Origin of the sequence: Pseudomonas sp. FBF18, from assembly GCF_024261405.1 — a bacterium.
Taxonomy (GTDB): domain Bacteria; phylum Pseudomonadota; class Gammaproteobacteria; order Pseudomonadales; family Pseudomonadaceae; genus Aquipseudomonas; species Aquipseudomonas palmensis.
This window is the reverse complement of sequence record NZ_QKRS01000018.1, coordinates 1-14,511: the sequence shown is the minus strand read 5'-3', so window position 1 is coordinate 14,511 and position 14,511 is coordinate 1. Positions and strand designations below refer to the sequence as shown.

At 65.9% G+C, this 14,511-nt stretch carries 12 protein-coding genes and 1 pseudogene; 5 read left to right on the top strand and 8 right to left on the bottom strand.

What is annotated here, in order from left to right; translation table 11 throughout:
- Positions 1-236: 236 nt before the first annotated feature.
- A complete protein-coding gene (locus tag DN387_RS22090; RefSeq protein WP_054915382.1) occupies positions 237-830 on the top strand; it encodes a LysE family translocator in 594 nt (197 codons plus the stop codon).
- Between the two features lie 65 nt (positions 831-895).
- Here the strand turns inward: DN387_RS22090 and DN387_RS22085 are convergent, their stop codons facing one another.
- Entirely contained in the window at positions 896-1,678 is a 783-nt protein-coding gene (locus DN387_RS22085; protein ID WP_054915383.1) for an AraC family transcriptional regulator, read from the bottom strand.
- 136 nt (positions 1,679-1,814) lie between these two features.
- On the opposite strand from DN387_RS22085, the gene DN387_RS22080 reads away from it, so the two are divergent.
- A complete protein-coding gene (locus DN387_RS22080) occupies positions 1,815-2,366 on the top strand; it encodes an RNA 2'-phosphotransferase (RefSeq protein WP_054915384.1) in 552 nt (183 codons plus the stop codon).
- Here DN387_RS22080 and DN387_RS22075 read toward each other — a convergent pair.
- Positions 2,363-2,911, bottom strand: coding sequence for a helix-turn-helix domain-containing protein (locus DN387_RS22075; RefSeq protein ID WP_043862935.1), 549 nt, complete (start codon positions 2,909-2,911; stop codon positions 2,363-2,365). The genes DN387_RS22080 and DN387_RS22075 overlap by 4 nt on opposite strands.
- A gap of 161 nt (positions 2,912-3,072) precedes the next feature.
- Here DN387_RS22075 and DN387_RS22070 point away from each other — a divergent pair, with 161 nt between their 5' ends.
- On the top strand, positions 3,073-3,855 hold the full coding sequence (locus tag DN387_RS22070) for an aldolase (protein WP_043862936.1): 783 nt from the start codon (positions 3,073-3,075) through the stop codon (positions 3,853-3,855).
- 25 nt (positions 3,856-3,880) lie between these two features.
- Positions 3,881-4,765, top strand: a complete 885-nt coding sequence (locus DN387_RS22065; protein ID WP_054915385.1) for a dihydrodipicolinate synthase family protein — start codon at positions 3,881-3,883, stop codon at positions 4,763-4,765.
- Between the two features lie 83 nt (positions 4,766-4,848).
- Here the strand turns inward: DN387_RS22065 and DN387_RS22060 are convergent, their stop codons facing one another.
- The 4 genes from DN387_RS22060 to DN387_RS22045 all read right to left on the bottom strand — a co-directional run bounded on the left by DN387_RS22060 (position 4,849) and on the right by DN387_RS22045 (position 10,181).
- Entirely contained in the window at positions 4,849-7,077 is a 2,229-nt protein-coding gene (locus DN387_RS22060) for a TonB-dependent siderophore receptor (protein WP_054915386.1), read from the bottom strand.
- Positions 7,078-7,227: 150 nt separating this feature from the next.
- Positions 7,228-8,646 carry a short-chain fatty acid transporter gene (locus tag DN387_RS22055; RefSeq protein WP_043862939.1) on the bottom strand — a complete coding sequence of 473 codons (1,419 nt, stop codon included), beginning with the start codon at positions 8,644-8,646 and terminating at the stop codon, positions 7,228-7,230.
- A 143-nt stretch (positions 8,647-8,789) separates the two neighbouring features.
- A complete protein-coding gene (locus DN387_RS22050; protein WP_054915387.1) occupies positions 8,790-9,446 on the bottom strand; it encodes a CoA transferase subunit B in 657 nt (218 codons plus the stop codon).
- Between the two features lie 36 nt (positions 9,447-9,482).
- A complete protein-coding gene (locus DN387_RS22045) occupies positions 9,483-10,181 on the bottom strand; it encodes a CoA transferase subunit A (RefSeq protein ID WP_043862941.1) in 699 nt (232 codons plus the stop codon).
- A 206-nt stretch (positions 10,182-10,387) separates the two neighbouring features.
- On the opposite strand from DN387_RS22045, the gene DN387_RS22040 reads away from it, so the two are divergent.
- A complete protein-coding gene (locus DN387_RS22040; RefSeq protein WP_054915388.1) occupies positions 10,388-11,209 on the top strand; it encodes an aldo/keto reductase in 822 nt (273 codons plus the stop codon).
- Here the strand turns inward: DN387_RS22040 and DN387_RS22035 are convergent, their stop codons facing one another.
- Together DN387_RS22035 and DN387_RS22030 are read right to left on the bottom strand one after the other, a co-directional pair.
- The gene (locus DN387_RS22035) at positions 11,210-14,308 is read right to left on the bottom strand and encodes an error-prone DNA polymerase (protein WP_218186780.1); all 3,099 of its coding nucleotides are present in this window, start codon (positions 14,306-14,308) and stop codon (positions 11,210-11,212) included.
- Positions 14,284-14,511: pseudogene (locus DN387_RS22030) on the bottom strand (DNA polymerase Y family protein); the annotation flags it as partial. The pseudogene DN387_RS22030 and the gene DN387_RS22035, both read right to left, overlap by 25 nt.

Here is a 14,511-nt window from a genome sequence, read left to right as displayed (position 1 = left end):
CGGGAAAGGGAGGATGGCCAGGACGGCCGGGTACTGGGAGGCTCCGAGAACGAAGTCATATCAACCTTGGGTCAATTAGGGACGGTGATCCTACAATTTCAGCTGACTTTTCTCACAGCGTGAAATTATTTCAATCTGTGGCAAAACACCCGCTGCGGCACAGGGCAATTTCCTTCAATACCCCACCGACCTTCCCGCCTACCCTCGCTGCACCCTCCCCCTCAAGGATCTGCCGCATGAGCCTCAGCCTTTCCATGGCCGCCTTCGCCCTGGCCGCCTCCATTTCCCCTGGCCCGGTCAACATCGTTGCCCTGGGCGCCGGCGCACGGCATGGCTTGCGCCCGGCCATGCGCCACGTTACCGGCGCCACCCTGGGGTTCATACTGCTGCTGGTACTGATCGGCCTGGGCCTGCACGAGGTGCTGCGCCACTGGCCAGGCCTTGCCGTTGCCCTGCACTGGGCCGGGGTGCTGTTTCTGCTGTACATGGCATGGAAACTGGCCCGCGACGACGGCGCGCTCGGTGAAGGGCGTGATACCCACGCACCCAGCCTGCTGCGCGGCGCTGCCATGCAATGGCTCAACCCCAAGGCCTGGCTGGCCTGCGTGGCGGGCATCGGCGCCTTCGTGGGCCAGGGCGAAACCGCCCTGCTGGGCCAGTTCAGCCTGATCTACCTGGTGATCTGCTACCTCTCGCTGGGCAGCTGGGCGCTGGCCGGCAGCCTGATCCGCAGCTACCTCGACAACCCGCGGCGCCTGCGCCTGTTCAATCGCAGCCTGGCCGCCCTGCTGGTGCTGAGTGCGCTGTACCTGATGCAGGGGTCTGTATGAATAAGACGAAGGTCAGGCTGTTTTCAACCCAGCATCACCGAGTATCAAGGCTTTTCGTACAGCGCCTAGGCTGAGCGGTAATGCCCGGGCGTCGCAGCCAGGTGCTGCTTGAATGCCCGTTGCAGATGCGCCTGGTCGGCAAACCCGGCCTCCAGCGCCACCTCGGCGATCAGCCGGCCCTGGCGCAACTGGGCGCGGGCGTACTGCACGCGGCAGTCCAGCACAAAGCCGTGCGGGGTCAGGCCGTAATGCTGCTTGAAGGTGCGGATCAGATACGAGGTGGACAAGCCGGCCGCCTGGCTGATGTCTTCGAGCTTGAGCGGTTCGGTGCAATGTGCGCGAATGAATGCCGCCGCCCGCTCCAGGCGCGCATCCGGCCTGGCCAGCGGTGGTGGCGCTGCCTCCAGCTGCTGGCGCAGGTCGCCGAAGAACGCTTCGGCAGCCGCCGCCTTGCACGCCGCGCCACGCTGGTTGTCGATGAGCACGTCGTACAACTGCAACAGGGCCTCGAACAGGGCCGGGGCGGTACTCAGGGTGGCAGCGACCGGTTCGAAGCCAAGCCGGGTCAGCCACGGCATGTCCACGTAAAGCATCAGGTACGACCACGGCTGGTCGGCGATCGGGTTGCAGGCATGCACCACACCGGGGTTCATCATCACCACCGTGCCGGTCTCGACCTCGCGCCAGGTGTGCCCGCTGAGGTAGGAGCTGCGCCCGGCAGTGATCGCACCGATGGAGAACCCGGCATGGGAATGGCGCGCATAGCAGACCTTGCGACCGTCTGCGACCCCGCGCGCCTCGATGAAGGGCAACGCCGGGTCACGCCAGAAATACGAGGTGGTGGTCATCGCGTGCGGGCCTGTGGGCAGTGGAACAACGCGCACTCTATCAGGCTTCAAGGCGTGCCACTGCCCCTTGCGCACCGCTCGTCGCCGCTTGCGCGCCCTGATAAGCTGCCGCGCAGACCGTTCAAGGAAGACCCGCATGAGCAGCAAGCACTTCACCGAAACCAGCAAATTTCTCAGCTACGTGCTGCGTCACGCCCCCGAATCCATCGATCTGCAACTGGACAGCGAAGGCTGGGGCGATGTCGATGCACTGATTGCCGGCGCCGCTCGCCAGGGCCGCGCGCTGGACCTGGCGCACCTGCAGGCAGTGGTGGCCAGCAGCGACAAGAAACGCTTCGGCCTGTCGGACGATGGCCGCAGGATTCGCGCCGTACAGGGGCACTCGACAGCGACGGTCGAGCTCCAGTACGCGCCCAAGGCGCCGCCTGCCGAGCTGTACCACGGTACGGCAACGCGCTTTCTCGACTCGATTGCCCAACAGGGCCTGATCGCCGGCAACCGTCACCACGTGCACCTGTCCCACGACCCTGCCACGGCCATTGCGGTCGGCCAGCGTTACGGCTCACCGGTACTGCTGCACATCGATGCAGCGGCAATGCACGCCCAGGGCCTGACGTTCTTCCAGGCCGACAATGGCGTATGGCTGACGGCCCACGTGCCGGTGGCGTTCATTCGACAGCCCGGTTAAACCGGCGAATCGGCGTCGTGCACCACCACCAGCAACTGCGCCTGCACCGCCCCGACCGAGCGTAGCCGGTGCGGTGTCTGGGCATTGAAGTGCAGCGCATCGCCGCGCTCGAGCAACACCCGCTCGTGCATGAAGTCCACTTCCACCTGCCCTTCGTGCACGAACAGGAACTCTTCGCCAAGGTGCTCCTTGAACGTCGAGTCGCTGAAGTCCGCCGGCGGGCAGATGATGAACGGCAGCAGGCTGCGCTGGCCGATATGCTGGGCCAGCACCGCGTAGCCCGGCCCTTCGGCGCTGCCGGACAACGCCTGGCGTTCACCCCGGCGTACCAGGCTGTAGCGCGCCTGCGCAGGCTGGTCTTCGGCGAACAGTTCTTCCACGTTCACGTTCAACGCCCGCGCCAGTTTCAGCGCCGCCGCAATCGAAGGCGTGTTCAGACCCCGCTCCACCTTGGACAGGTAGCTCTTGGTCATGGCCGTTTTCTCGGCCAGCGTCTCAAGCGTCAGCCCAAGTTTTTTTCTTAATACTTTCAATCGGATAGACATTTAACGCCGCTATTCCCGGTGCAATGGGCAACCTTTCCCTTGCCAATGACACTTTGTGTCATATAGCCTTGTTTGTGTCATCAGGTTGACCGCCCCGCTCACCTTCCAAGCAACCGGGGCGGGCCAGCCCTGACGTCCGATCCGCCACCGAGGAAACCCCAATGGCCAAGACATTAGCACTCCCCAAGGACCAACTGGTCAAGCAGGCCCTGGAACAGATGCAGGGCTCGCTTGCCGATAATACGTGGACTGTGCGTGAAAAGCTGGCGCTGACCTGCCGAATCCTGTTCGACAACGGCCACGACTCCGGCCTGGCCGGGCAGATCAGTGCCCGCGGCCCGCAACCGGGCACCTTCTACACCCAGCAACTGGGGCTGGGCTTCGATGAAATCACCGCCAGCAACCTGCTATTGGTCAACGAGGACCTGGAGGTGCTCGAAGGCAGCGGCATGCCCAACCCGGCCAATCGCTTTCACAGCTGGGTGTACCGCGCACGCCCGGATGTGAACTGCATCATCCACACCCACCCGACCCACATCGCCGCGTTGTCGATGCTCGAGGTACCGTTGCAGGTGTCGCACATGGACCTCTGCCCGCTGTACGAGGACTGCGCGTTTCTCGAAGGCTGGCCCGGGGTGCCGGTGGGCAACGAGGAAGGCGAGCTGATCAGCGCGGCGCTGGGCGACAAGCGCGCCATCCTGCTCTCGCACCACGGCCAGCTGTCGACCGGCGCCAGCATCGAGGAAGCCTGTGTGATCGCGCAGTTGATCGAGCGCGCGGCGCGCCTGCAGTTGCTGGCGATGTCAGCCGGCCAGATCAAGCCCATCGAGCCGGTGCTGGGACGCGAAGCGCACGACTGGATCGCCCGCCCCAAGCGCCACGGCGCGGCGTTCGCCTACTATGCCCGGCAGTGCCTGCGTCAGCATGCCGATTGCCTGAACTGAACCTGTTTTCTGCGGAGTGTTTTTCATGTCCACGACTTTTCACGGCATCATCGGCTACACCATCACCCCGTTCAGCGCCGACGGCACCCAACTCGACCTGGCGGCCCTGGGCCGCTCCATCGATCGGCTGATCGAAGGTGGCGTACAGGCCATCGCGCCCCTGGGCAGCACGGGCGAAGGCGCCTACCTGAGCGACCGCGAGTGGGACCAGGTGGCCGAGTTCAGCCTGGCGCACATTGGCGGGCGGGTACCGACCATTGTCAGCGTCTCGGACCTGACCACCGCCAGCGCCATGCGCCGTGCGCGCTTTGCCGAGGCCCATGGGGCAGATGCGGTGATGGTATTGCCGGCGGCCTACTGGAAGCTGAGCGAGGCCGAGATCCTGCAGCACTACCAGAGCATCGGCGACTGCATCGGCGTGCCGATCATGCTCTACAACAACCCGGCCACCAGCGGCACCGACCTGTCGGTGGAGCTGATCATGCGCATCGTGCGCCAGGTCGAGAACGTGACCATGGTCAAGGAGAGTACCGGCGACATCCAGCGCATGCACAAGCTGCAGCAGTTGGGCGAAGGCCAGGTGCCGTTCTACAACGGCTGCAACCCGTTGGCCCTGGAAGCGTTCGTGGCCGGTGCCACGGGCTGGTGCACGGCGGCAGCCAACCTGATTCCGGCGCTCAACCAGCAGCTGTACCAGGCCGTGCTGGGTAACGACCTTGAGGCGGCGCGGGCGCTGTTCTACCGGCAGTTGCCATTGCTGGAGTTCATCCTCAAGGGCGGCTTGCCGGCGACGGTGAAGGCAGGGTTGGCATTGACCGGTCTGGAGGTGGGCGAGCCGCGCAGGCCGGTGTTCGGGCTGGATGAAACCGGGCGTGAGCGGTTGCGCGGGTTGCTCGAACAGATGGGGTAAGGCCTTCTCACGGCCTCGGCGCACGGTATCGCCACGGCCAACAGGGCATGCATCGCCAGCCCTGTTGGCTCGGCTTCAGGGCGCTACAACCGCCAATCCAGGCTCACCGTCAGCGTGCGCGGATCACCCCAGTACACCCCGTTGTAGAACCCCACGTTGTTGTAGTACCTGGTATCCAGCAGGTTCTTCACGTTCAAGGACGCCGACAGGTGTTCGTCGAACTCGTAACGGGACATCAACCCCACCACCGTGTAGGACCGCTGGCGAATGTCAGCCGGCGCCGTGATGATCCGGCCATCGCTGCCTCGCCCCACCGGACGATTGCCGCTGCGGTAGATGTCGCTCTGCCAATCCACCGACCCACCCACGGTCAACCTGTCCATCACCCTGTAGGTGCTGTTCCAGCGCACCATGTTCAACGGCTGGGTGGTGTTGCGCCGCTTGTGCTCGGCATCCAGCGAGTGGGTGTAGCTGTAGCCCAGGGTCATGTTCCACCCCGCCATCACCTCGCCAGCGACCTCTGCCTCGAAGCCCTCCACGGTATTGCCCTTGCCGCCGGACTTGTAATACTGCTCGCCGTTGGGCCCTACCGGAATGGAATCGTCCACCTCGGCCACGTTGTCCTGCTTGCTGCGAAACACCGCCGTCGACAGGTTCAGGCGCTCGTCCAGCAGGCTGCCCTTCAGGCCCACCTCGTAGTTGCTGCCCACCACCGGTTCCAGGTACTTGTCGTCGACATCCTTGTAGTTCTGCGGCTTGAAGATGTCGGTGTAGCTGGCGTACACGGTGTAGTGGTCGGTGATGTCGTACAGAACGCCCGCATAGGGTGTCCACACGTCATTGTGGGTGCGGCTGGAGCGCGGGTTCTCCACCACCTGCCCCGCCGCATCGAATGCCCATGAGCGCCCCGTGACCTTCCAGCTGCCGTAGCGGCTGCCCAGCACCAGGTGCAGTGCATCGGTCACGTTCAGCCGGGTGGCGACATAGCCGGCCTTCTGCTGCGTGGTATCGCGCGAACCATCCAGGTTGGTCACGGTATCGGCGAACTTGTCTACCCCGCCCAGGTACTTCCAGTCGGGGATGGTCGTGTAGCCGGGCGGCAGGTCCAGGGGCCGCTTGAGCGGCGCGCTGTTGCGCCGCTGCGACTCGCCATAGCCGATCATGAATTCGTGCTCGCGCCCCAGCAGCGCAAAGGGCCCGCCCAGGTTGAGGTCGGCGGCGCTCATTTTCTCGTCGCCGATGAAGTGGCTGACCCAGGCATTCATGCCGCTGCGGTCGGCCTCGGGGAAGCCCTGGCCACCGAAGTACACCTTGCCGTCGGTTTCGCTCTGGCGGTAGGTGTAGGCGGCCTTGAGGTGCCAGTCGCCGCCCAGGCGCTGGTCGAGGGTGGCGAACACGGTCTCGTCCTTGAGCGGCCATGAACTCCACGGCGCCGAGATGTTGTTCGAACGCGGCAGCTTGGCCTTGCCACCGGAGGCGTTCCAGTACGGCACGGTGCCCCACGAGGCACCCTGTACATGCTTGTTCTGGTAGTCGTACCCCACCGCCAGCACGGTGTCGTCGCTCAGGTCGCCCTCGAGAATGCCGTAGGCCACCTCGCGCTGGGTCTGGTAGCGGTCGCGAAACGAATGGGCATCGCGGTAGGCCAGCACGCTGCGCCCGCGCAGACGGCCGTCGAAGGCCAGCGGCCCGCCCACGTCGACATAGCTGTAGTAGTTGTCGTAGCTGCCGCCACGCAGGCCGGTTTTCACCGCCAGTTCATGGGTGGGGCGCTTGCGCATCATGTTGATGGTGCCCGACGGGTCGCCGGCGCCGGTGGTCAGCCCGGTGGCGCCACGCACCACTTCGATGCGGTCGTAGATGATGGTGTCCGAGTCGGACTTGAGCCCCGCGAAGGTGTTGAGCATGCCGTCGATCTGGAAGTTGTCGATGGCATAGCCGCGCGAGTTGTAGGTGGGGCGCTCGGAGTCGTTGCGCTGCACCACCACGCCCGTCACCTGGCCCATGGCTTCGGAGAGGTTGTCGAGCTGGAAGTCGTCCAGCTGCTGGCGGGTCAGCACCGACATCGACTGCGGGGTGTCCTTGATCGACAGGTTCAGGCGGGTTGCGGTGCTCATGCTGCCGGTGGTGTAGGCCCCGGTGTTTTCGGTGGTGCTGCCCAGGCGCTGGGCACTCACGTTGGTCGAACCCAGCTCCAGCGCCTGGGGGGCGGCGTCGGGCAGGGGTTCGTTGTCAGCCAGTGCGACGGCGCTGCAGGCGGTGCCGTACAGGCCCAGTGTCAACGTCATGGAACGGGTAATCGGCGCGAACATCGCGGCCTTCTCCTTGTTTTACGACGGGAAATTCCGTTTAGAAATACACAGCGGGACATCATCGGATCACCCTTAATACGAATGCTTATCGATTTAATTTAGGCATGAAAAAGGCGATCCGAAGATCGCCTTTTTTACCCGCCGGATGCGCTACGGCATCACAGGTGGCGTGTACTGCAACGTGGTGCCCAGCGCCCAGAGCAAGAACAGCACCAGCGGCACGTGCACCAGCAACTGCACGAACGAGAAGCCGATCAGGTCGCGCGCCTTGAGCCCCAGCACGCCCAGCAGCGGCAGCATGTAGAACGGGTTGATCAGGTTAGGCAGCGCCTCGGCGGCGTTGTAGATCTGCACCGCCCAGCCCAGGTGGTACTGCAGGTCGTTGGCCACCAGCATCACGTAGGGCGCCTCGATGATCCACTTGCCGCCACCGGAGGGAATGAAGAAGCCCAGCACCGCGGAGTACACGCCCATCAGCAAGGCGTAGGTGTCATGCGAGGCGATCTGCACGAAGAAGGTGGAGATATGGTGCGCCAGGGTTTGCGCGTCCACGCCCTTGACCTGGGTGAGGATGGCCGCGATCGAGCCGTACAGCGGGAACTGGATCAGTACCCCGGTGGTGGTCGGCACCGCACGGCCCACCGCATCCAGGAAGCTGCGCGGGCGCCAGTGCAGCAAGGCGCCGAGCATGATGAACAGAAAGTTGTAGGTATTGAGCCCCGAGATCGCGGTGATGGCCGGCTTGGTCGAGAACTCGTGGTACAGCCAGCCAGCCGCCAGGGCCACCAGCAGCAGGGTCAGCACCGGGCTGTATTCCAGCCATTCACCCGGGCGCGTGCGCTGTGCCGGTGGTGGTGCGCTGAAGCTGGGGTCGATGCCACAGGCCTGGGCATCGCGGGCACTCTGCGGGCCGGGTGCAGTGGCGTAGGCCACGATCAGCGACACGATGACCAGCGCCGCCAGCATCACGCCCGACTGCCAGAGGAAGATGGTTTCGGTGAACGGGATCACCCCGGTGATCGCCAGGATCGACGGCGGCAGGCTGGCCGGGTTGGCTTGCAGCTGCGCGGCCGACGAGGACAGGCCCAGCGCCCATACGGCGCCCAGGCCCAGGTAGGCGGCGGCACCGGCGGCGCGGTAGTCCATCTTCAGGTCGGTACGGCGCGCCAGGGCGCGTACCAGCAGGCCGCCGAACACCAGCGACAGGCCCCAGTTGAGCAGCGAGGCGACCATCGAGATCAGCGCCACCCAGCACACGGCCGAACGGCCGTTCTTCGGAATGCGCGCCAGGCGGTCGATGAGTTTCACCGCCGGCGGCGAGCTGGCCACCACATAGCCGCCGATGACCACGAAGGCCATCTGCATGGTGAAGGGGATCAGGCTCCAGAACCCGTCACCGAAGGCGGTGGCGGTATCGAGGGGTTTGGCGCCCATGGCCAGGGCGGCCAGTGACACCAGCACCACGGCCAGGGCGGCGAACACCCAGGAGTCGGGGAACCAGCGTTCGGCCCAGTTGGAGCAACGCAGGGCAAAGCGGGCGGAGCGGCTGTCTTGGAGTTCGGCGGCCACGGGATTTTCCTTCTTATTGATTTTTTTTGAACGGCTGAAGGCCCCTTCGCCGGCAAGGCCGGCTCCTGCACAGGAATGCGTGGTTCCCTGCAGGAGCCGGCCTTGCCGGCGAAGAGGCCAGCACAGGCAAGGCGGTTATCAGCCTAGAACGTCATCTCTTTCACATCATCGGCCACGATCAGCTTGCCGGCGGTCTTGGCGACGATCTCTTCCACGCTCACCCCCGGCGCTGTCTCGCGCAGGATGAACGCGCCATTCTCGATCTCAAGATAGGCCAGGTCGGTCAGCACCTTGCGGATGCAGCCGGCACCGGTCAGCGGCAGGCTGCAGCGCGACAGCAGCTTGGACTCGCCGTCCTTGGAGGCATGGGTCATGGTGACGATGATGTTCTCGGCACCAGCCACCAGGTCCATCGCCCCGCCCATGCCCTTGACCAGTTTGCCCGGGATCATCCAGGAGGCGATGTTGCCCTCCACGTCCACCTCGAACGCCCCCAGCACAGTGAGGTCGACGTGACCGCCACGGATCATCGCGAAGGACTCGGCCGAGTTGAAGATCGACGCGCCGGTGCGGGCGGTCACGGTCTGCTTGCCGGCGTTGATCATGTCGGCGTCCAGCTGCGCTTCGGTGGGGAATTCCCCCATGCCCAGCAGGCCGTTCTCCGATTGCAGCATCACGTCCATATCCGCCGGGACGTAGTTGGCCACCAGGGTCGGGATGCCGATGCCAAGGTTGACGTAGTAGCCGTCCTTGAGTTCACGGGCTACACGTTGTGCCATTTGTTCGCGGGTAAGTGCCATGCTCAGGTTCTCTTTGTTGTTCTGCGCGGGGTCGGGTCAGGCTTTGACGGTGCGTTTTTCGATACGCTTCTCGAACGTGCCGACGATGACCCGGTCGACGTAGATGCCCGGGGTATGGATCTCGGTAGGCAGCAGCACGCCTGGCTCGACGATCTCCTCGACCTCCACCACGGTGATCTTGCCGGCGGTGGCGGCCAGCGGGTTGAAGTTCTGCGCGGTGTTGCGGTACACCACGTTGCCGTAGTGGTCGGCCTTCCAGCCCTTGACGATGGCGAAGTCACCGGTGATGGCTTCTTCGAGGATGTACTTGCGCCCGTTGAATTCGCGCACTTCCTTGCCTTCGGCCACCGGGGTGCCGTAGCCGGTGGCGGTGAAGAAGGCCGGGATGCCGGCGCCGCCGGCGCGCATCTTCTCGGCCAGGGTGCCTTGCGGGGTAAGTTCCACTTCCAGTTCGCCGCTGAGCAGCTGACGCTCGAACTCGGCGTTTTCGCCCACATACGAGGCGACCATCTTGCGGATCTGGTGGTCTTCGAGCAGCACGCCCAGGCCGAAGCCATCGACGCCGCAGTTGTTGGACACCACGGTCAGGCCGCGCACGCCACGGCGCTTGATCTCGGCAATGAGGTTTTCAGGGATGCCGCACAGGCCGAAGCCGCCTGCCAGTACGGTCATGTTGTCGGCAAGGCCTTCGAGGGCCTCTTCATAGGTCGCTACGCGCTTGTCCAGTCCGGCCATGCTGATTCGCCTTTTGTAGTTGTAGAACCGACGAGGGTCGTCGGAGAGCGTCTGGGGCCATCTTCGCCCTTGGCCACTCATTTGTTAATTTTGTTTTTTTGATGGATTGATTGGTTATTCAAATCAATGTCGACGCGGGTAGGCTTGACCCGCCACAAAACCCTAAAGGACAGTAGACCACCCTCCCCACTTTGCAGGAGCCTTCCATGCGTACGCTCGAACTCGGCGACTCCACCGTACCCGTCATCGGCCAGGGCACCTGGTACATGGGCGAAGACCCCGGCCAGCAGAAAGCCGAGGTCGCCGCCCTGCAGCACGGCATCGACCTGGGCCTGACGTTGATCGACACCGCCGAAATGTATGCCGAGGGCGGCGCCGAGCAGGTGGTGGGCCAGGCCATCCAGGGGCGTCGCGAGCAGGTCTGCGTGGTCAGCAAGGTGTACCCGCACAACGCCAGCCGCAGCGGCATCCCCGCCGCCTGCGAGCGCAGCCTGCAGCGCCTGGGCACCGACCATATCGACCTGTACCTGCTGCACTGGCGCGGCCAGTACCCGCTGGAGGAAACCGTCGAAGCCTTCGAGCGCCTGCGCGAGGCCGGCAAGATCCGGCGCTGGGGCGTGTCCAACTTCGATACCGATGACCTGCGCGAGCTGGACAACCCGGCCTGCGCCACCAACCAGGTGCTGTACAACCCCGAGCAGCGCGGCATCGAGTTCGACCTGCTGCCCTACAGCCACAAGCGCCACTTGCCAACCATGGCCTACTGCCCGCTGGCCCAGGCCGGACGCCTGCTCAAAAACGCGACCCTCAACCAGATCGCCGAACGCCATGGCGCCACCGCGGCCCAGGTGGCACTGGCCTGGGTAACCCGAGAAGACGGCGTGATCGCGATCCCCAAGGCGGTGGACAAGCGCCATGTGCAGCTCAATGCCGCCGCGGCCAGCCTGACCTTGAGCAGCGAAGACCTGCGCGCCATCGACCGCGCCTTCCCGCCGCCCACCCGCAAGCAGCGCCTGGCGATGGTGTGATCAGCGAAAGTCGCGGCTGCGCACATCCAGCCCGTGCAACAGCGGGCTGAGGTCTTCCAGGCGCTTCGCGATCAGGTGGCGCACGCCGTCGGCGCATTCGAGCGTACCCATCACCCGCAGCAGCTGCGAGCCCACCAGCACCCGGCGCTGACGCTCGGCCAGCTCGCGCCACACCACCACGTTGACCATGCCGAACTCATCCTCCAGGGTCACGAAGGTCACGCCGCTGGCAGTGCCTGGCCGCTGGCGCCCGGTGACCAGCCCCGCCACGCTCACCGCATCGCCGTGTTCGGCCCCCTCCAGGGCCTGCGAACTGCGACAGCCCAGGCCATTCAGGCGTCGGCGCAGCAGGCTCAGCGGGTGCGGGCCCAATGTGGTGCCGACGCTGGCATAGTCGGCAAACAGGTCCTCGCCCACGCTGGGCACCGGCAGGTTCACCGGCGCTTCACGGGGCGGCTCCACCCCGGCGAACAGCGGCAGTTGCGCCTGCACCGCCGCCACTTCCCAACGCGCCTGATAACGGTGCCCGGCCAGGGCGCCCAGGGCCCCGGCATCGGCCAGCAGCGCCCGCGCCCGCGCATCCAGGCCGGCACGCAGGCACAGGTCGGCCACATCGCCGAACGCCCGCTGCGCCCTGGCCTGTGCCAGGCGCAGGGCATCGTCCTGGCGAAAGCCGCGCACCTGGCGCAGGCCAAGGCGCAGCGCCAGTTCATCGCCGCCCACCGGCTCCAGGCTGCAGTCCCACTGGCTGTGCTGCACATCCACCGGGCGAATCTGGATGCGGTGGCGGCGCGCGTCCTGCAGGATCTGGTCCGGGCTGTAGAAGCCCATCGGCCAGCTGTTGATCAGCGCACAGGCGAAGATCGCCGGCTCGTGGCACTTGAGCCAGCAACTGGCGTAGGTCAGCAAGGCAAAGCTGGCCGCGTGGGACTCGGGGAACCCGTAGCTGCCAAAGCCCTTGATCTGCTCGAAGATGCGCTCGGCGAACTCGACGCTGTAGCCGTTGTTCAGCATGCCCCGGGTCAGCCGCTCGCGGTGTGGCTCCAGCCCGCCGTGACGTTTCCAGGCGGCCATCGAGCGGCGCAACTGGTCGGCCTCGCCTGCCGTATAGTCGGCAGCCACCATGGCCAGCTCCATCACCTGCTCCTGAAACAGCGGCACGCCCAGGGTGCGCTCGAAGACCTTCTTCAGCGCATCCGACGGGTAGGTCACCTGCTCCTGCTTGTTACGCCGGCGCAGGTACGGGTGCACCATGTCGCCCTGGATCGGCCCGGGGCGCACGATGGCCACCTCGATCACCAGGTCGTAGAACTCGCGTGGCTTGAGCCGCGGCAGCATGGCCATCTGCGCCCGTGACTCGATCTGGAACACCCCCACGGTATCGGCACGGCCGATCATGTCGTAGGTGGGGACATCGTCCGGCGGCAGGGTCGCGATGGTCAGCTCGCGCCCGCGGTGGTAGCGCACCAGGTCGAAGCAGCGGCGCAAGGCGCTGAGCATGCCCAGGGCCAGGATATCGACCTTGAGCAGGCCGACCATGTCCAGGTCGTCCTTGTCCCACTGGATCACCGTGCGTTCGTCCATGGCGGCGTTTTCCACCGGCACCAGGGTGTCCAGTGGCTGCTCGGAAATCACGAAGCCACCAGGGTGCTGCGACAGGTGCCGGGGGAAGCCGATCAGCTCGCCGGTCAAGGTCAGCACCCGGTGCAGCAGCGGGCTGTCGGGGTCGAAACCGGCTTCGCGCAACCGCTCCGGCGGCGGGATGCGGTCGGTCCAGCGCCCGCAGCAATCGGCCAGGGCGTTGATCTGGTCGGGCGGCAGCCCCAGCACCCGGGCAATGTCGCGCACCGCCCCGGCGGCATGGTAGGTGCTGGCCACGGCCGTCAGGGCGGCGCGGTGGCGGCCATAGCGGTTGAACACGTATTGCAGCACCTCTTCGCGCCGTTCGTGCTCGAAGTCCACGTCGATGTCCGGCGGCTCGTCGCGCTCACGCGATAAAAAGCGCTCGAACAGCAGGTGCGTGCGGGTCGGGTCCAGCTCGGTGATGCCCAGCACGAAGCACACCACCGAGTTGGCTGCCGAGCCCCGGCCCTGGCACAGGATGCCCTGGCCACGGGCAAAATGAACGATGTCGTAGACGGTCAGGAAGTAGCTCTCGTAGCCCAGCTCGGCGATCAGCGCCAGTTCGTGTTCGAGGGTCTGGCGCACGGCCGGCTCGATTCCCCCCGGCCAGCGCCACGGCACCTGGCGTTCGCACAGCGTGCGCAGCCAGCCGGTCGGCGTGTACCCCTCGGGCACCACTTCGCGCGGGTACTGATAGCGCAACTGGCCGAGGTCGAAGGTGCAGCGCCGGGCAATCTCCAGGGTGGCCTCAAGCAGGTGGGCCGGGTACAGCTCGGCCAGCTGCGCCAGGGGCCGCAGGTGCCGCTCGCCATTGGCGAACAGGTGCTGCCCGGCACCGGCCACGGTGCTGTGATGGCGCAGCGCGCTCATGCAGTCCTGCAGCGCGCGCCGCCCACGCGCATGCATGTGCACGTCGCCACAGGCCACGGCGCGCAGGTTCAGGCTCGCGGCCAACCCCTGCAGTTGTTGCAGGCGCTGATGATCGTCGGCACCGCGATGCAGTTGCACCGCCAGCCACAGGCGCTCGCCGAACACCTCGCGCAGCCACAGGCCGGGGCCGGCCTGCAACGGCTCGTCCGGCACCCACAGCGCCAGCAGGCCGTGCAGCGGGCCGGCGAAGTCTTCGCGCAGCAGCTGGTATTCGCCCTTTTTCGCCCGGCGCCGCGCCAGGGTGATGAGCCGACACAGGTGCTGGTAGCCGCTCAGGTTTTCGACCAGCAGCACCAGCCTGGGGCCGTCGTGCACCCGCACCTCGCTGCCGACGATCAGCTTGAGGCCCGTCTCCCTGGCCGCCTGCCAGGCGCGCACGATACCGGCCAGGGTGCATTCGTCGGTGATCGCCAGGGCCTGGTAGCCCTGCTGGTGCGCCCGCTCGAACAGCTCGCGGGCACTCGAGGCCCCGCGCTGGAAGGTGAAGTTCGACAGGCAGTGCAGCTCGGCATAGCCCACGCTCATGCGAACCAGCCCTGCAGCCACAACGGCCCGCCTTCGCCCAATGGCCGGTAGGCCCAGCCGCGCTGGCCAGCCGGGGTTTCGACCAGGTAGTAGTCACGCCGTACATCGCCGCCATCCCACCAGCCAGATTCGATCCGCTCGGGCCCGGCCAGCAGGCGCAGGCCCTCGGGCGCCAAGGCCTGCGGCTCGGCCAGCAGCCAGCCCGGGCGCGGCGGCCCACCCGG